Raw genomic sequence first — 16,196 nt, 5'->3', positions numbered from 1 at the left:
GAATGTCCGCTGATCAACCAACCGTTCTGGTGGTCGAGGATGAACCGGCCCAGCGTGAAGTGCTGGCCTATAACCTCGAAGCTGAAGGGTTCCGCGTATCCAAGGCCGCCAATGGCGACGAAGCCATGCTGTTGGTCGATGAGGAACAGCCTGACATCATCGTATTGGATTGGATGATGCCGAATCTCAGCGGGATTGAGGTCTGTCGCCGTCTTAAAATGCGCCCTGATACACGCGCAATTCCGATCATCATGCTGTCGGCGCGCACGGAAGAGATCGACAAGGTGCGCGGTCTGGAAACCGGCGCAGATGATTACGTTGTCAAACCGTATTCGGTGGTAGAACTAATGGCGCGGGTGCGCACCCAACTGCGCAGGGTCCGCCCGGCAACTGTTGGTATACGTCTTGAATTTGACGACATCATTCTGGACGCGGAAACGCACAAGGTGAGCCGTAACAGCAAACCATTAAAGCTTGGCCCGACCGAGTTTCGCCTGCTGAGCACATTCATGGAAAAACCCGGCCGCGTCTGGAGCCGCGAGCAACTGCTTGACCGGGTTTGGGGCCGCGATATCTATGTCGATACGCGCACCGTAGACGTCCATATCGGTCGGTTGCGAAAAGCGCTGACCCAGCATGGCGGCAATGACCCGGTTCGAACCGTTCGCGGCGCCGGTTACGCTCTGGGTTGAAGGCCGGGCAGGGGTATGAGTTTTGCTCATAGCCAGATGCCAAACTCTTACTGTCTTTTGCTGAAAGGCCGGGTTAGTTTGCCGCGAAGCTGATTGAGCGGAGAAGCACCATGAACGCCCCTGACACCAAGCCAACTCTGCGCGCCAAAGATGCGCCTGATATGGGTAAATTCACATGGGATGACCCTTTTCGTTTGTCCGATCAACTGACGGAAGACGAACGTATGATCGCCGCCAGCGCCAACGCTTATGCGCAGGAAAAGCTGCAACCAAGGGTGACCAAGGCCTATCAGAACGAAGAAACCGACCCCGAGATTTTCCGCGAAATGGGTGAAATGGGCCTGCTGGGCACCACGATCCCCGAGGAATACGGCGGACTGGGGGCAGGGTACGTGTCCTACGGTCTGGTCGCGCGCGAAGTCGAGCGTGTAGATTCGGGCTATCGCTCGATGATGTCGGTGCAAAGCTCATTGGTGATGTACCCAATTTATGCCTATGGCAGTGAAGAACAGCGCCGGAAATACCTGCCGAAACTGGCCAGCGGTGAATGGATCGGGTGTTTCGGTCTGACCGAGGCTGATGCAGGATCGGATCCGGCCGGTATGAAAACCCGGGCCGAGAAAATAGACGGCGGATACCGTTTGACCGGCAGCAAGATGTGGATCTCGAATTCTCCGATTGCGGATGTGTTTGTGATTTGGGCCAAGTCAGACGCCCATGACGGAAAGATCCGTGGTTTTGTCTTGGACAAAGGTCTTAAGGGACTGAGCGCTCCGAAAATTCAGAACAAGCTGAGCCTACGGGCGTCGATCACCGGCGAAATCGTTTTGGACGGCGTCGAGGTCGACGAAAACGCGCTGTTGCCGCATGTACAGGGGCTGAAAGGTCCGTTTGGTTGTTTGAATCGTGCACGCTATGGCATCAGCTGGGGCGTGATGGGGGCGGCTGAAAACTGCTGGCACGCCGCGCGCGAATACGGGTTGGATCGAAAACAATTCAATCGTCCGCTGGCGCAGACGCAACTGTTTCAACGCAAGCTGGCAGACATGCAGACCGAAATCTCATTGGGTTTGCAGGCAAGCCTGCGCGTTGGCCGTCTGATGGACGAAGCGAATGCCGCACCCGAGATGATTTCGATCGTCAAGCGCAACAACTGCGGCAAAGCGCTGGATATCGCGCGGATGTCGCGGGATATGCACGGCGGCAACGGTATCTCGCTGGAGTTCCATGTCATTCGCCACATGGTCAATCTTGAGACTGTGAATACCTATGAAGGGACCCATGATGTGCATGCGCTGATCCTGGGGCGGGCTCAAACCGGGTTGCAGGCATTCTATTAAGGTTAGCGTGTAATTGGTATTATGGTAAAAAGATGATATGCCTGATATGCAAATTACACCATTTTAACAATGGATTACGACGGTTCACTGAACCGTCGTTTGAATAAGCTGAATGGAACTGCGCGGAAAAACTGTGGTTGTCACCGGTGCCGCTCAGGGTATTGGCAAAGGTCTGGCTGAGCGGTTCGCCAAAGACGGTGCCACTGTTGTCTGTTCAGATATCGACCAGCGCGGCGCAAAATCCGTGGCCTCACAAATCGGAGGTCACGGACTGGCATGCGATGTGTCGAGCGAAGACGATATCAAAACTCTGATCAACACTGTTGAAAACGAAATTGGACCCATTGATCTTTTCTGTGCCAATGCCGGTATTCTGACACTTGGCGGTCTGGATGTTCATGACCAGGATTGGGATCGCATCTGGAAGATCAATGTCATGTCCCACGTCTGGACCGCGCGCCATATGGTGCCGCGTATGGTTGCGCGTGGCGGTGGTTATATCATGATCACGGCGTCTGCGGCTGGCTTGCTAAATCAACCCGGCGCCGCACCGTATGCCGTCACAAAGCATGCGGCAGTCGGATTTGCCGAGTGGCTGTCAATTACATACGGCCAGAAAGGTTTGCGTGTGTCTGTTCTATGCCCACAGGCGGTTCGCTCCGAAATGACGCGCGGGCATGAAACTTCGGTCGCTGCAATAGACGGCATGTTAGAGCCTGAAGAAGTGGCTGATGCCTGTCTTTCAGCTATTCAGTCCGAGCAATTTCTGGTCCTGCCGCATCCCGAAGTTCGGGATTACATGCAACTTAAAGCTGGTGACTACGATCGCTGGCTGTCCGGAATGCAAAAGCTAAATCAGCGGTTTATCGAAGACACCTAAGGTTTGTGCCGCACCTTGCGCATCAAACCTTCCTGCGCCACCGAAGCGACCAGTGTGCCGTCTTGCGCATAAATGGACCCACGATTGAAATTACGTCCCTGCCCGCTCCAGGGAGAATCCATTGCGTATAGATGCCAGTTTTCGAAATGTATCGGCGCGTGGAACCACAAAGCGTGATCCAGGCTTGCTCCGTTGACGTCTCCGGCAAACCAACTAAGCCCATGCGGGCGCAGGCCGGACGTCATCAGGTACATGTCAGACGCATAAGCCAGAATCAGATGTTGCGTCACCGGATCAGTTCCGGCGGCAGCTTTCATGCGAAACCAGATCTGGTTTCGGTCGTCTGATTTTTCGGGGGAAAATGGATTTTGGTGATCCACTTCGCGCACCTCGATTGGACGTTCTCGCAGCAGTTCGTCGCGTAATTTTTCGGGAACCTGGTCCACGTATCTTTGGCGCAATTCCTCGCGGGCCGGATAAGCTTCGGGTGCTTTGGTCTGCGGCATGGCGTGCTGGTGATCCCATCCTTCGTCCTGAACATGAAACGAGGCTGACATGTTGAGGATTTGTTTGCCGTGTTGGATCGCAACGACGCGACGTGTGGTCATGGAACCTCCATCACGCGCTCTATCAACTTGATAAATAACAGGAATAGACGGATCACCAGCGCGAATGAAATAAGCGTGCAGTGAGTGGCACAGGCGATCTTCGACAGTTCGATAAGCCGCTGCTAGGGCCTGAGCGATCACCTGACCTCCGAATATGCGTGTTGGTGTTTCACCACCCGATCCGGTGCCGCGAAACAGGTCGACCTCAAGCCTTTCGATGTCCAAAAGGTCAAGAAGAATACGTTCTGCTTCGGTCATGTTGCGGTCTCCGGGTGTTTTAAGTCTTGGGTATCAGCGGTCAGAACGTCATTCAATCAATGCCCCGAGGACAAGCGCCTTTAGCTCTGCCCGCGATGGGTATGAACTGGAGGGTGACAACTGGGTGAAGAAGACTGTGGTCAGGTCGTTGACCCGGTCGATCCAAAAGTATGTCGACGCCATGCCGCCCCAGCCAAAATCCCCCAATGAGCCTGGCACTCGGGTTCGACCGGGGTTTATCACCACAGCACCGCCCAAGCCGAATCCTGTACCCTCCATGGGCTGTTCTGCGAAACTTTGCGGACCCATCGCGGCGATGTCGCCTGGCAAATGGTTGCGCAGCATGTAGTCGACGTTTTTAGGACCTAAAAAGCGATGGCCCGCGCCCTGCCCGCGATTTCGCAACATCTCCGCAAACCGTGAATAGTCGTCGATCGTGCCAACCAAGCCGCCACCACCCGAAAACGTCGTGGCGTTTTCGAACGGAGACCCTTTGGCCTGATCAACCAGCCGCAGGGTCTCGGCACCGGTTTGTGCCGAATTCAAGGCCATCGCGTCCCCGGCCAACGGAGTGTACAGCGACGCAAACCGATCCCCTGCCCCTTTTGGCACTGAAAACCGGGTGTCCTTCATTTCAAGCGGTTCAAGAACTTCCGTCGCGAGAAACTGATCCAGGGTTTGACCCGAAACAACCTCGATCACGCGGCCAATAACGTCGATGCCCACGGAGTATTCCCAGCGAGTGCCCGGTTGGAACGCAAGAGGCAGAGCAGCGAGGTCGCGAACACGGTCGGCCAAAAGACCCTGATCCGATTTGAACATAAGGTCCTGTTCATCCATAGCTTGCGGCAGCACTCCGGGGTTGAAGGGATAGCTGAACCCACTTGTATGCGTCAGGAGTTGATGCAGCGTCGGCGTAGGTGCGTCTTCGGTTTGATCTAACCGCGTGGCCCCCGGAATCAGTGCCTGCATTTTGGAAAATTCTGGCAGAAATTCTGATAGTTGCGCATCGAGGTGAAACAAACCCCGCTCGGCCAGCATCATCAGAGCGACAGTGGTGATCGGTTTGGTCATTGAATAAATGCGCACAATTGTATCGCGCTGAAAATCCAGATCATCTTCAACGCTTCTTTTGCCGCAGGCGTTGAAAAACACCTCGGAGCCTTTGTGTTTCACCAACAGGGAGTTGCCCGCGTATTTTCGCTTATCGACATAACGCTGCATCCAATCGGCAATGCGGCTCAGGCGGTTCGCGTCGAAGTTTGTCATTGATGATTAACCCTTTGGTACATGGGCGCGATCTTGCGGGCTTACGTGCTGAATTGACAGGGAAATCGACCACACGGACTGCAAGCCTGTTACACTAGGGTCGTAGCGGATTCGCTTGTCACGAGTTGGTTCATTTCTAGTGTTCAAATTCTCGGAGGAGCAACATGGCGCAACATATAGATTTCGTTTATGATTTTTGCAGTCCCAATGCATTTTTGGCGTTTAAGACCTTGCCGGATTTGGCAGGCGAACACGGTGTGCAGGTGAACAATGTGCCGGTCCTGCTGTCGACGGTTTTCAAGGTGACCAACAACCAAAGCCCGTTTCAGGCTTTTTCGGAAAACCGTCAGAAATCGGCCTATCTGACTCATGATCTGCATCGATTTGCGCGCACGCGGGGCCTGAGCTTTCACATGAGTCCTCATTTTCCGATTAACACCAAATTTGCCATGCGTGGGGCTGTGTTTGCGTCCGGAAAACCTTGGGAAGACAAATATATGAACGCTGTTTTCGATGCGATTTGGGTGCATGGTCAGAAGGTCGATGAACTGGGTGTTCTGTCGGAAATCATGCAAGAGAACGATCTGCCAGCGCGTAAAATACGCGAGGCGATGACCAGCGTCGACATCAAGCAACAATTGAAAGACCAGACCAAGGCCGCCGTAAAACGCGGTGTGTTCGGCGTTCCCAGCATGTTTGCGGGGTCCGAAATGTTCTTTGGCAAGAATAGTCTTGGAAATCTAGGGTTGGAGCTGTCAAAAACCCCTTAGCCTTCTATGGCGTCCAGCCCGTGGCGTGCGAATATTGGAACATACGAACCAAGTATCATCGCCCGTTCCGGGTCGGAAGCATTTCCGTCCTGCGCGCGTTTGAAGACCCCCTGCAAAATCGCGGCCATACGAAAGAAGTTGAAGGCCAGATAAAACCCGAAATTGTCGATCCCGGAAAGGCCACGACGCTGGCAATACTGATCGATAAATGCCTGATCTAAGGGCAGGCCTAGACTTGCCCGATCAATTCCGGCCAGCCCCCTGCCCTCGGCACCCGGCGGCATCTGCCACTGCATGATCACTGCCGCCAAATCTGCATACGGATGCCCGATCGTCGACAATTCCCAATCCAGAACCCCGATGCACTGTGTGCCGTCTTTCTCAAACATCAGATTGTCGATACGGTAATCACCATGCACCAGCGTTCTTTGGCCGTCATCTGCGGGTATCGAACCTTCAAGGGCGGTCATCAGCGCATCCATCTCGGGGATATTTGCGGTCTCAGAGGCGCGGTACTGTTTGATCCAGCGCGCAATCTGGCGTTCAAAGTAGTTTCCGGGCGGGCCATAGTCAGATAGTCCGGCGGCATCTATATCCACCTCGTGGAGGTCGGCCAGTACACGGTTCGTTTCATCCAGCACGGCGCTGCGAGTGGCATCGGTTTCCCCGCTCAATGTAGGTTCTAGAAATACGCGCCCTTCCAGATGCTCCATAACATAAAAATCCGACCCGATGACATCGCCATCCTCGCACAGCAGGTACATTTTCGGGACCGGTACGACACTGTTGGCCAACGCGCTTTGAACACGGAATTCCCGATCCACCGCATGGGCAGATTTCAATAACGCACCCGGAGGCTTGCGACGCAGAACATAAGACTGATCGGGGGTTTTCAGCAAAAAGGTCGGGTTGGATTGCCCTATCGCAAACTTTCTCGCCTGCAACGGCCCACAATAGCCCGGAAGATGCGACTTGAGGTACGCATCCACAGCTGCCAGATCCAAACTCGTGCTGTCCATCTACGTCTGAATCCTCACAAAGCTTCGGCAAATATGTTCCCGGCCGTCTCGACGTTGATCCCACCGGACACCGGGATCACTGCACCGGTGACATAGCTGCCGCCACGACCGCATAGGAACAGCATACAGCCGGCAATATCCTCATCACGCCCAACCCGACCCAAAGGAACCGAGTTACCAACCCTTTCGCGTGTCTCTTCATCGGCCGTGGCAAAGGCAGTCATCTTCGAGACGAACGGCCCCGGTGCCAGCGCGTTGACCGTGATGTGGTAGGGCGAAAACTCCTTGGCCATGATCTTGGTCAGGTGCAGCACTGCCGCTTTCGAAGCCGAGTAGCTATAAGCCCCATCGCCCATTGGCACCTCACCCATGACCGAACCGACATTGACCACTCGCGCCGGGTCGTCAACTAAGCCAGACTGCATCAGCATCGGCAACAGTTTTTGGGTCAGCTCGAACAAACCCGCGACATTGACCGTCATAACTTTATCCCAGGCCTCATGTGGGAATTGTCCCATCGGCGCACCCCAGGTTACGCCTGCATTATTCATCAGGATATCAAGGCGATCTGTTCGCTTGTTAACCTCGGATACAAGCGCCGCGATTCCATCTTTGGTTGCAACATCACCGCCGAACCCTTCGGCATGACCGGGCGCATCCAAAGCGTTCAGCTCAGCCGCAACGGCTTCGCAGGCGTCTGCTTTGCGGGATGCGATCAGAACACGCGCCCCTGCCCGCACCAAAGCCTCGGCCGCCATTCGCCCGATGCCTGTTGCGCCACCGGTGACCAGTGCGGTTTTGCCTTGCAATGAGAATAACGTGTCGGGGGTCATGGTCTGCTCCTCGGTAAAGTGGCTATAGGCACGTCTGGGAAATGGTTGATTTCTTGACAACTCATTGGTCCGCGCCAAAGCTCCTCATATCCGAATAACAGGGATAACGGGATTAATATGCAAGCTTTACTCAGCGTCGCGCCGGGCGGGCCAGATACACTAGAGCTGACCAGCCTGCCTGATCCAGTACCGGGTAAAGGCGAATTGCTGATCGGGGTTAGGGCCGCAGGCGTTAATTTCCCCGACACACTGATCATTCAGGACCTCTATCAGATCAAGCCACCCCGCCCCTTTGCGCCGGGCGGTGAAATCGCCGGGGACGTTCTGGCCATTGGCGAAGGTGTGACCGGTTTCAACGTTGGAGACCGTGTTCTGGCGCTGACCGGGCATGGCGGGTTTTCAACACATCTAACAATCCCCGCTGCAACCGCCATTAAATTCCCAGGCTCGATGCCATACGAGGATGCGGCCTGCTTTGTCTTTACCTACGGCACGTCTTATCACGCGTTGAAAGACCGCGCTGCCCTGCAGCCCGGGGAAACCCTGTTGGTGCTGGGCGCTGCCGGAGGGGTCGGGTCGGCCGCGATCGAGCTGGGCAAGGCCATGGGTGCACGTGTGATTGCCGCAGTCTCATCTCCAGACAAAGCGGATTTTTGCCGAGATTTGGGGGCGGATGAAACGCTTATCTACTCCCGTGAGATGAACAAAGAGGCACAAAAAGAATTCTCATCGGGAATCAAAGGTTTGGCAGGGCCGTTAGGTGTAAATGTCGTTTATGATGCTGTGGGTGGAGATTATGCGGAACCTGCGCTGCGTAGTATGGCCTGGGCCGGGCGATATCTTGTGATCGGTTTCCCGGCGGGCATTCCCAAAATACCTCTGAACCTGCCATTGCTGAAAAGCTGCCAAATTGTAGGGGTTTTTTGGGGCGCATCGGTGCTGCGCGATCCTGTAGGGCATTCTAAAAATGTTAATGATTTGTTCAAGGTATACGTCGATGCTCGTATAAAACCGCGGATCAGCGCAAGATATCCCCTCGATCTTGCCTCCAAAGCTCTGACTCATCTGACCAACCGTTCTGCCCTTGGTAAAATCGTGGTGACAATGCCTGAAAGGGCTGAACATGATTGACGGTTTCTTTAATCGCTCGCCCTATACGCGCGTTGGCCGGTGGACATTCCCACCTGTTCGCGTTTAAGAAACTGTTATGGGAACAGTGAAATAATGCACAAAGCTCTGATTTTGAATGGCCCGAACCTGAACCTTTTGGGCACCCGACAACCTGAGGTTTATGGAAGCACCACGCTGGAGATGGTTGAGAATCTGTGCGTAAGCCACGGATCTTCCATCGGTCTGGACGTGTCGTGCTTTCAGTCAAACCACGAAGGTGCCCTGATTGATGCCATCCACGCGGCCAAGGGGGATCAGGACGGCATTGTTCTGAATGCAGGTGCTTATACGCATACCTCAATCGCCCTGATGGATGCGATTGCGTCCGTTGAACTTCCAATGATCGAGGTCCACCTGTCCAACATCCATGCCCGCGAAGAATTCCGGCACGTGTCCTATATCTCGAAGGTGGCGATCGGCCAGATTTGTGGCTTTGGCCCGCAAGGCTATGTGATGGCTCTGGACGGATTGGCGGCGCAACTGAAAGGCGGGTCGACTGCATGAAGCTGAGCGAATACCTGCACTTTCTCAGCTATACCAAAACTTTGGAAGAGCTTTGGGACGCCCATTGCCGTCAGATGGCCGAATACGGGTTTGATCGGCTGATCTATGGCTACACCCAATACCGCACCGAGACATCGCTGGGTGATCCAGAGGATTTCGTGATTCTGACCAATCATGGAAAGTCCTATCTGGATGGATTCCTGCGTGGTGGCCTGTATTTTCATGCTCCGATGTTGAAATGGGCGCTGAGCAACGAAGGTGCCGCCAGTTGGAATATCGCCCAGGATTTGGTGTCCAACCGAGGATTAACACAGCAAGAACTGGACGTTTTGGAATTCAATCGAAAGCACGGCGTTGCGTTTGGATATACGGTCAGTTTCACCTCGGTTTCGATGCGTTCCAAGGGGGCGATTTCCCTTTCCGCCGGAAATGCGACCAGCCAGGACGAAGTGGATGCGATGTGGGATGAGCATGGTGACGATATCCTGCTGATGAACAATGTTGCGCATCTTAAAATCCTCACCCTGCCCTATAACGCGCCGAACCGAGCGCTGACCAAGCGCCAGCGTGAAGCGTTGCAATGGGTCGGTGACGGCAAGACCACCCAGGACATTGCCCTATTGATGGGGCTGACATCGGCTACGGTCGAAAAACATTTGCGATTGGCGCGCGAGGCGCTGTCGGTGGAAACCACCGCTCAGGCCGTTCTGAAGGCGTCACTACAGAATCAGATGTTCGTTATGGAGGTCTAAGGTCCGAGAATTGACGCTTAGGAGCGTCAATTTACCCTAGGTAAGGAAATCATGACTTTCCAATCTGGGGGGCTGGTTGCAAAGTGAGAGTGTTCCGTGAGTGGTGGCTTTAGCCAGGGAACATTTGGTTGGATCTTTGTAATACCAAGGCTCTCCAATCGCTCTGACATAAAGGCGCCTATTTGTCCGCGTCAGTTTGTCGGAATTTTGAGGGGCCTCGACCATCCCCATCATGCGGGGCCCCTCATACCCTTTCAGAAAGGTTCAGGACGCGAGTGCGTCCTTTTTTTTGGGCTAATGGCTTAAGTGGCCTAAAAAAAACCGACCACGACTTGCGCGACCGGTTTCTTTGGCTCCCCGAACTCTGCAGAGTTCGGGAATGCTTTTTTAGCCTTGTGCGGCTTTGGCAACTTCTGCTGCGAAGTCTTCTTTTTCGACAACGATGCCTTCGCCAACTTCCAGACGGACAAAGCCGGTGATGGTTGCGCCTGCCTCTTTCGCCGCTGCTTCAACGGTCAGGTCAGGGTTCACAACGAAAGACTGGTTCAGCAATGTGGATTCCGCGACGAATTTCTTCATGCGACCAACGATCATCTTTTCGATCACCTGCTCCGGCTTGCCGGATTCGCGGGCAATGTCCATCTGAACCTGCTTTTCTTTTTCAACAACAGCCGGGTCCATGTCTGCCTCGGACAGGGCCGCCGGGTTCACGGCTGCGATGTGCATTGCAACTTGTTTGCCGATGGCTTCATCGCCGCCAGACAGAGCAACCAGAACACCGATTTTGCCCATGCCGTTGGTGGCCGCGTTGTGGACATAGGACACAACAGTGTCGCCCGACAGCTTGGCCATACGACGGACCGACATGTTCTCACCAATGGTGGCGATTTTGTCGGTCAGAGTGCCCGCAACATTCTTGCCACCCAGATCAGCAGCCAGCAACGCCTCGACATTGTCGACGCCTTCTGCGGCATATGCGATCTTGCCAACCATTTCCTGGAACTCGGCGTTTTTCGCGACAAAGTCGGTTTCCGAGTTCACTTCGACAGCAACACCGTTGCCACCGTTGACGTGAACAGCGACCAGACCTTCTGCAGCGGTACGGCCCGATTTCTTGGCCGCTTTGGCCAGGCCCTTGGTGCGCAGCCAGTCTACGGCTTCGTCCATGTTACCTTCGGTTTCGGTCAGCGCTTTTTTCGCGTCCATCATGCCTGCGCCGGTCGAGTCGCGCAGTTCTTTAACCATTGCTGCTGTGATTGCCATCTCTTGGCTCTCCTCAATTCAAACGGAATTGGGGCAGGTCTACCCTGCCCCATATGTCATTTAGGTGACGGGCAGCTTACGCTTCGGCTTTGGCTTCCGGCGCGGCTTCTTCTGCGGGTGCTTCCTCCGCAACGGCTTCTTCAACCGGAGCTTCTTCGAACGCACCCAGATCAACGCCTGCTGCACCCATCTGCGCGGTCATACCGTCCAGAGCGGCCCGTGCGGCCAGATCGCAGTACAGCGCAATCGCGCGCGCCGCGTCGTCGTTGCCGGGAATGATGTAATCAACACCGTCGGGCGAGCAGTTGGTGTCGACAACGGCCACAACCGGGATACCCAGTTTGTTGGCTTCGGCGATGGCCAGTGCTTCTTTTTTGACGTCGATGACGAACAGCAGATCAGGAACGCCGCCCATTTCGCGGATACCGCCCAGCGAAGCCTGCAGTTTGCCCTGGTCACGTTCCATGCCCAGACGCTCTTTCTTGGTCAGGCCCTCGGCGCCCGACTCCATGGCTTCGTCGATCTGGTTCAGACGGTTGATCGACTGAGAAACGGTTTTCCAGTTGGTCAGAGTGCCGCCCAGCCAGCGGTGGTTCATGTAGTACTGAGCCGACTTTTCAGCTGCTTCAGCGACGGGCTGAGCTGCCTGACGCTTGGTGCCGACAAACAGAACGCGGCCACCTTTTGCGACGGTGTCACGAACGGCTTGCAGAGCCTGATCCAGCATCGGAACGGTCTGAGTCAGGTCCATGATGTGGATACCATTGCGCGAGCCGTAGATGAACGGGCCCATGCGGGGATTCCAACGCTGTGTCTGGTGACCAAAGTGAACGCCAGCTTCCAGCAGCTGACGCATGGTGAACTCGGGAAGAGCCATGCTATTTTCCTTTTCCGGTTTACGCCTGGGCGGGGGTGAAAGAAGCGGATGCTCCAACCGGCGGTCTTGATGAGGATGTCTCCCTCAAAAAGCCCAAACCCCGCCTGCGGGTTTGAATGGCGCGCGTATACGGCAGGTTTTCGGCTAGCGCAAGGGCTTTTCGCCCTTATTTTTCAAGCCGTGCCAGTGCGTGCGCGTGGCGCACGGCCTCTTCACAATATGCGGCTAGCGCCTTGCGGCTTTCGAAATCGCTAACCTTGGCCGGTGCATGATAAATCAATTCAACCGCACCCTGCCCGCGCGCACCCAGCGTTTTCAAAAGGTGTGGGGCGAAATCCATATCTCCCCACCAGCCATAAAACCGGTCGGGTTGCCCTTTGGGCGCGTGATACACAACCGAGACTGGCTGCACATACATGAAATCTCGCAATTCATCTGCGAAGAACGCGGCGAAAAGAGTTGTTTTAAAAGGTAAAACGCGCTGCCCGTCGGTCGAGGTCCCTTCGGGGAAAAACAGCAGCTTATGACCAGCTTTCAAGCGAGTTTCGAATATTCTTGTCTGTTCTCTTGCTTTCTTGCGGTCCCGCTCGATGAACACGGTTCCTGTTGCACGGGCAAGCCAGCCGATACCGGGCCATTTGGCCACCTCGGCCTTGGACACGAAATAGACGCGCTTGCGCGCATTCAAGGCGAAAATGTCCAGCCATGACGTGTGATTTGCAACCACAGCGCCGCGCTGTTGCATCAATTCGCCCGAGGTTCGAAACCGTATCCCGAGGATCCGAAACGCATTGCGGCAGACAAATTGCGAAAAAAACGGCGTTACGGGGCGGCGCACGCCGTACAACGGACGCTCGATCAAGCGCACGACTAATAGAACTAGCAAACCTCCAAACACCAATACGGCCAGTGGTAATCCGCGGAGAAAAACCAACATCCACCCCACCAACCCCAGTTTGATGGGGTCTGGTTCATCCTCGCTGTTCCAAAGCGGTTCGTTCACCAATTTATGCCCCGCCATAGATGCGTTTCTGCCGCTCGTTCATGCGGGCCGTATCGAGGATCAGGCAAACATCAGTGGTGTTGAATGAATGGTCGATGAACGCGCCTTCTCCCACGAAACCCCCTAGGCGAAGATAGGCCTTGATCAATGCCGGAACCTGAACCATCGCAGCTCGGCGATCCAGATCCGCGGGCGCAACAAGATCCATGGATTCAAATACTTCTGGTTGTGCCCTCACCCTCAAATCAGGCGGCGCAAGATGGTTGTGATGCAGCATCGACAAGGGCTGCGCCAATTCCTGAACATCCGTTCCGTGAAAGCTGGCGACACCGAACAGAACTTCGATATCACGCTCGTTTACATAGGCCGCCAATCCGTTCCACAGGTGATACATCGCAGTGCCCCCGCGATAGTCACGGTGGACGCATGAACGGCCGAGTTCCAACAGCTTGCGACCGCTTTGCTTCAAAACAGTCAGATCGTATTCATCTTCGGAATAAAACTGCCCCAGTTCTACAGCACGTTCGCCCGGTAATAGCCTGTAAACGCCAACAACTTCGCCTGTCAGGTCGTCTATCGCCAGCATGTGATCAAAATACGGATCGAACTTGTCGCGCTCCAGTCCGGCGTCATGATCCACCATCTCTCCGCCACCGCCCAGTTCGCGAACAAACACGTCATAGCGCAGCCGTTGGGCAGCGCGCAGTTCGTCCTCGGTCTGTGCAAGTTTGACGGTAAAGGAAGGGCCTGCGTCCGGCATTGATGGTTCCGTTCTTGTTTGCGCGCTGATACCGCAGTTTCCGTAGGGATGGCAACAAGAGCGGATATGCGGGGCCGTTAACCTTTCCTAAACCAGTTTCACAGATCAAAGACCGGCATCAGGGCGATGCGCGTTCCGTCAATCACCACTTTCCCCTGCTCGCGAAAGTTCACGGTGATCTTGCCCCCGATGTTGGACTGCACCTGTCCAACGCCCCAATCGGGGTAATCGGGGTGGCGGACGTACATGCCCGGTGCAAGAATAGCATTAAGGTCTGTCATGCGAGGGCTCCGGTCCGGCGGCAGATGCAGCAGGAGGTACGCATGAGCGACACCACAGTCAACCTGGCCGAGTTGATCGGGTCCCGGATCTGTCACGATTTGATCAGCCCCATCGGGGCGATCACCAACGGTCTGGAGCTGCTTGAGATGGTTGGCGCAGTCCAGGGGCCTGAGATGGAACTTATCTCGGGCAGTGTTGGCAGTGCCGGGGCGCGGATTCGGTTTTTCCGCGTGGCGTTTGGTTCAGCCAGCGATCAGCCTTTGGGCCGAACCGAGGTCTCGGAACTGTTAAAGGATGTCGAACGCGCAGGCCGCGTGCGCGTCAACTGGCACCTGACCGAGGCGGTGCCGCGTAATCAGGTCAAACTGGCATTTCTGGCGTTGATGTGCTGCGAAAACGCCATGCCTTTTGGGGGCGAAGTGACCATCGATCAAAATGTTGAAAGCTGGACGGTCACAGGATCAGCCGACAAGCTGAATGTGGATAATGACCTTTGGAAGAATCTGCCGACAGGGCGATACCCCAATAAAGTCACGCCCGCACAGGTGCAGTTTGCTCTTTTGCCAAAGACTGCCACGTCGGTGGGGCGGCGGGTTGCGGCGGAAACCACCTCAACCCGCGTTGTGATCCGGTTTTAAGACCGGGTCGTTCCATTCCCGCGCACAAGATACTGAAAGCTGGTCAGCTGCGCCGCACCCACCGGGCCACGCGCATGCATCTTACCGGTCGCAATGCCGATCTCAGCGCCCATACCAAACTCACCCCCATCGGCGAATTGGGTTGAGGCATTGTGCATCAGGATTGCACTGTCGAGCCGTTCGAAGAACCGCGCAGCAGCGGTCTCGTCCTCGGTCATGATGCAGTCGGTATGGTCCGAGCCATTGAGGCGAATATGCGCGATGGCTTCGTCAATATCAGCGACCGGTCTCGCCGCTATGATACTGTCGAGGAATTCTTTGCCCCAGTCATCGGCCGTCGCAGCCACGGTGCCATTCTGGGCCAGCGCGCCTTCGGCGTGAACCTCAACACCTGCGGCCATTAGAGCGGCGATAACGTCGCGTCCCAGTGTTTCCACCACATCCTGATGAATCAACAGGCATTCGGCTGCGCCGCAGATTCCGGTCCGCCGGGTTTTAGCGTTCATCACCACGTTCAGCGTTTTCTGCGGATCGGCGGCTTTGTCGATGTAGATATGCACGATGCCTTCAAGATGTGCGAAAACAGGTACACGCGCCTCGCGCTGCACTAGCCCCACCAGGCCTTTACCCCCGCGCGGGACGATAACATCGACATAATCCGTCAGGGTGAGCAATTCCTGAACCGCAGCGCGGTCTCGCGTCGGCACCAGTTGGATGGAATCCTCGGGCAGGTTTGCGGCCTTTAGCCCTTGGACCAGACAAGCGTGGATGGCGCCCGAAGAATGAAAGCTCTCGGACCCGCCACGAAGGATCACCGCGTTGCCCGATTTCAGGCACAGCGCGCCAGCATCTGCTGTCACATTGGGGCGGCTTTCATAGATCACACCGATCACACCCAAAGGCGTACGCACACGCTGGATATGCAGACCCGAGGGCATGTCCCATTCGGTTAACACCTCGCCCACAGGATCAGCCTGATCCGCGACCGTGCGCAGCCCGTCAACCATGCCCTGAATGCGCGCCTCGTCCAGCATCAGGCGATCCATCATTGCCGAGCTCAGACCTTTTTCACGACCGAATTCCAGGTCTTTCTTGTTGGCCTCGATGATGTCGGCACGGTTGGCCCAAACCGCATCAGCGGCGGCGATCAGGGCTGCATGTTTCCGTTCGGCGCTGGCAAAAGCCAATTCGGCCGAGGCTTTCTTGGCGCGTTTTCCAAGATCGGCCATCAGTGTGGGGATGCTGTCGAAATCCTTCATCTCAGGTGCCTTTCGGTCG

18 protein-coding genes are annotated in these 16,196 nt (G+C 55.5%); 8 read left to right on the top strand and 10 right to left on the bottom strand.

Annotated elements, in window-relative coordinates; translation table 11 throughout:
- The first annotated feature begins 2 nt into the window (after window positions 1–2).
- The 3 genes from phoB (at window position 3) to ACR3EP_RS05175 (ending at window position 2,912) form a co-directional block, all read left to right on the top strand.
- Complete coding sequence (gene phoB / locus ACR3EP_RS05185) at window positions 3–692, top strand: phosphate regulon transcriptional regulator PhoB (protein WP_425080635.1); 690 nt, start codon at window positions 3–5, stop codon at window positions 690–692.
- Window positions 693–802: 110 nt separating this feature from the next.
- Window positions 803–2,032, top strand: a complete 1,230-nt coding sequence (locus ACR3EP_RS05180) for an acyl-CoA dehydrogenase (RefSeq protein WP_170394102.1) — start codon at window positions 803–805, stop codon at window positions 2,030–2,032.
- A 112-nt stretch (window positions 2,033–2,144) separates the two neighbouring features.
- Entirely contained in the window at window positions 2,145–2,912 is a 768-nt protein-coding gene (locus tag ACR3EP_RS05175; protein ID WP_480636648.1) for an SDR family oxidoreductase, read from the top strand.
- Here ACR3EP_RS05175 and ACR3EP_RS05170 read toward each other — a convergent pair.
- Together ACR3EP_RS05170 and ACR3EP_RS05165 are read right to left on the bottom strand one after the other, a co-directional pair.
- Window positions 2,909–3,778 (bottom strand): acyl-CoA thioesterase, encoded by an 870-nt coding sequence (locus ACR3EP_RS05170; RefSeq protein ID WP_170394098.1) that lies wholly within the window; start codon window positions 3,776–3,778, stop codon window positions 2,909–2,911. The genes ACR3EP_RS05175 and ACR3EP_RS05170 overlap by 4 nt on opposite strands.
- 48 nt (window positions 3,779–3,826) lie before the next feature.
- A complete protein-coding gene (locus ACR3EP_RS05165) occupies window positions 3,827–5,047 on the bottom strand; it encodes a serine hydrolase domain-containing protein (protein WP_480636646.1) in 1,221 nt (406 codons plus the stop codon).
- A 164-nt stretch (window positions 5,048–5,211) separates the two neighbouring features.
- On the opposite strand from ACR3EP_RS05165, the gene ACR3EP_RS05160 reads away from it, so the two are divergent.
- Window positions 5,212–5,817, top strand: a complete 606-nt coding sequence (locus tag ACR3EP_RS05160) for a 2-hydroxychromene-2-carboxylate isomerase (RefSeq protein ID WP_170348710.1) — start codon at window positions 5,212–5,214, stop codon at window positions 5,815–5,817.
- Here the strand turns inward: ACR3EP_RS05160 and ACR3EP_RS05155 are convergent.
- A complete protein-coding gene (locus ACR3EP_RS05155) occupies window positions 5,814–6,836 on the bottom strand; it encodes a phosphotransferase family protein (protein ID WP_480636644.1) in 1,023 nt (340 codons plus the stop codon). The two genes, ACR3EP_RS05160 and ACR3EP_RS05155, sit on opposite strands and share 4 nt — an antisense overlap.
- A 14-nt stretch (window positions 6,837–6,850) precedes the next feature.
- Complete coding sequence (locus ACR3EP_RS05150; RefSeq protein ID WP_480636643.1) at window positions 6,851–7,669, bottom strand: SDR family oxidoreductase; 819 nt, start codon at window positions 7,667–7,669, stop codon at window positions 6,851–6,853.
- 117 nt (window positions 7,670–7,786) lie between these two features.
- Here ACR3EP_RS05150 and ACR3EP_RS05145 point away from each other — a divergent pair, with 117 nt between their 5' ends.
- The 3 genes from ACR3EP_RS05145 (at window position 7,787) to ACR3EP_RS05135 (ending at window position 10,095) form a co-directional block, all read left to right on the top strand.
- Window positions 7,787–8,800 carry an NADPH:quinone oxidoreductase family protein gene (locus tag ACR3EP_RS05145; RefSeq protein ID WP_480636641.1) on the top strand — a complete coding sequence of 338 codons (1,014 nt, stop codon included), beginning with the start codon at window positions 7,787–7,789 and terminating at the stop codon, window positions 8,798–8,800.
- Between the two features lie 93 nt (window positions 8,801–8,893).
- Window positions 8,894–9,343: a type II 3-dehydroquinate dehydratase gene (gene aroQ / locus ACR3EP_RS05140; RefSeq protein ID WP_170375340.1), complete on the top strand. Its 450-nt coding sequence runs from the start codon at window positions 8,894–8,896 to the stop codon at window positions 9,341–9,343.
- Window positions 9,340–10,095: a helix-turn-helix transcriptional regulator gene (locus ACR3EP_RS05135; protein ID WP_170348705.1), complete on the top strand. Its 756-nt coding sequence runs from the start codon at window positions 9,340–9,342 to the stop codon at window positions 10,093–10,095. Before aroQ ends, ACR3EP_RS05135 begins: the two co-directional genes overlap by 4 nt.
- A 387-nt stretch (window positions 10,096–10,482) precedes the next feature.
- On the opposite strand, the gene tsf is transcribed toward ACR3EP_RS05135, so the two are convergent.
- The 5 genes from tsf to ACR3EP_RS05110 all read right to left on the bottom strand — a co-directional run bounded on the left by tsf (window position 10,483) and on the right by ACR3EP_RS05110 (window position 14,279).
- Window positions 10,483–11,358 (bottom strand): translation elongation factor Ts, encoded by an 876-nt coding sequence (gene tsf, locus ACR3EP_RS05130; protein ID WP_480636639.1) that lies wholly within the window; start codon window positions 11,356–11,358, stop codon window positions 10,483–10,485.
- A 76-nt stretch (window positions 11,359–11,434) separates the two neighbouring features.
- Window positions 11,435–12,235 carry a 30S ribosomal protein S2 gene (gene rpsB / locus ACR3EP_RS05125; RefSeq protein WP_170348703.1) on the bottom strand — a complete coding sequence of 267 codons (801 nt, stop codon included), beginning with the start codon at window positions 12,233–12,235 and terminating at the stop codon, window positions 11,435–11,437.
- A 166-nt stretch (window positions 12,236–12,401) separates the two neighbouring features.
- Entirely contained in the window at window positions 12,402–13,256 is an 855-nt protein-coding gene (olsA, locus tag ACR3EP_RS05120; protein ID WP_480636637.1) for a lyso-ornithine lipid O-acyltransferase, read from the bottom strand.
- Window positions 13,243–13,998 carry an L-ornithine N(alpha)-acyltransferase gene (gene olsB / locus ACR3EP_RS05115; protein ID WP_480636635.1) on the bottom strand — a complete coding sequence of 252 codons (756 nt, stop codon included), beginning with the start codon at window positions 13,996–13,998 and terminating at the stop codon, window positions 13,243–13,245. Before olsB ends, olsA begins: the two co-directional genes overlap by 14 nt.
- 98 nt (window positions 13,999–14,096) lie before the next feature.
- Window positions 14,097–14,279, bottom strand: a complete 183-nt coding sequence (locus tag ACR3EP_RS05110; protein ID WP_170348700.1) for a DUF3553 domain-containing protein — start codon at window positions 14,277–14,279, stop codon at window positions 14,097–14,099.
- A gap of 42 nt (window positions 14,280–14,321) precedes the next feature.
- On the opposite strand from ACR3EP_RS05110, the gene ACR3EP_RS05105 reads away from it, so the two are divergent.
- Window positions 14,322–14,918: a histidine phosphotransferase family protein gene (locus tag ACR3EP_RS05105; protein WP_254440172.1), complete on the top strand. Its 597-nt coding sequence runs from the start codon at window positions 14,322–14,324 to the stop codon at window positions 14,916–14,918.
- Here ACR3EP_RS05105 and ACR3EP_RS05100 read toward each other — a convergent pair.
- On the bottom strand, window positions 14,915–16,177 hold the full coding sequence (locus tag ACR3EP_RS05100) for a glutamate-5-semialdehyde dehydrogenase (protein WP_170348698.1): 1,263 nt from the start codon (window positions 16,175–16,177) through the stop codon (window positions 14,915–14,917). The genes ACR3EP_RS05105 and ACR3EP_RS05100 overlap by 4 nt on opposite strands.
- Window positions 16,178–16,196: the final 19 nt, after the last annotated feature.

The sequence above is a fragment of the Ruegeria sp. BB10 genome (assembly GCF_056535725.1).
This window is presented reverse-complemented; position numbering and strand designations above follow the sequence as displayed.

Bases quoted from the DNA above. Each gene is read 5' to 3' on its own strand.
- phoB (WP_425080635.1), top strand. From the start codon at position 3: ATGTCCGCTGATCAACCAACCGTTCTGGTGGTCGAGGATGAACCGGCC.
- ACR3EP_RS05180 (WP_170394102.1), top strand. From the start codon at position 803: ATGAACGCCCCTGACACCAAGCCAACTCTGCGCGCCAAAGATGCGCCT.
- ACR3EP_RS05175 (WP_480636648.1), top strand. From the start codon at position 2,145: ATGGAACTGCGCGGAAAAACTGTGGTTGTCACCGGTGCCGCTCAGGGT.
- ACR3EP_RS05170 (WP_170394098.1), bottom strand. From the start codon at position 3,778: ATGACCGAAGCAGAACGTATTCTTCTTGACCTTTTGGACATCGAAAGG.
- ACR3EP_RS05165 (WP_480636646.1), bottom strand. From the start codon at position 5,047: ATGACAAACTTCGACGCGAACCGCCTGAGCCGCATTGCCGATTGGATG.
- ACR3EP_RS05160 (WP_170348710.1), top strand. From the start codon at position 5,212: ATGGCGCAACATATAGATTTCGTTTATGATTTTTGCAGTCCCAATGCA.
- ACR3EP_RS05155 (WP_480636644.1), bottom strand. From the start codon at position 6,836: ATGGACAGCACGAGTTTGGATCTGGCAGCTGTGGATGCGTACCTCAAG.
- ACR3EP_RS05150 (WP_480636643.1), bottom strand. From the start codon at position 7,669: ATGACCCCCGACACGTTATTCTCATTGCAAGGCAAAACCGCACTGGTC.
- ACR3EP_RS05145 (WP_480636641.1), top strand. From the start codon at position 7,787: ATGCAAGCTTTACTCAGCGTCGCGCCGGGCGGGCCAGATACACTAGAG.
- aroQ (WP_170375340.1), top strand. From the start codon at position 8,894: ATGCACAAAGCTCTGATTTTGAATGGCCCGAACCTGAACCTTTTGGGC.
- ACR3EP_RS05135 (WP_170348705.1), top strand. From the start codon at position 9,340: ATGAAGCTGAGCGAATACCTGCACTTTCTCAGCTATACCAAAACTTTG.
- tsf (WP_480636639.1), bottom strand. From the start codon at position 11,358: ATGGCAATCACAGCAGCAATGGTTAAAGAACTGCGCGACTCGACCGGC.
- rpsB (WP_170348703.1), bottom strand. From the start codon at position 12,235: ATGGCTCTTCCCGAGTTCACCATGCGTCAGCTGCTGGAAGCTGGCGTT.
- olsA (WP_480636637.1), bottom strand. From the start codon at position 13,256: ATGGCGGGGCATAAATTGGTGAACGAACCGCTTTGGAACAGCGAGGAT.
- olsB (WP_480636635.1), bottom strand. From the start codon at position 13,998: ATGCCGGACGCAGGCCCTTCCTTTACCGTCAAACTTGCACAGACCGAG.
- ACR3EP_RS05110 (WP_170348700.1), bottom strand. From the start codon at position 14,279: ATGACAGACCTTAATGCTATTCTTGCACCGGGCATGTACGTCCGCCAC.
- ACR3EP_RS05105 (WP_254440172.1), top strand. From the start codon at position 14,322: ATGAGCGACACCACAGTCAACCTGGCCGAGTTGATCGGGTCCCGGATC.
- ACR3EP_RS05100 (WP_170348698.1), bottom strand. From the start codon at position 16,177: ATGAAGGATTTCGACAGCATCCCCACACTGATGGCCGATCTTGGAAAA.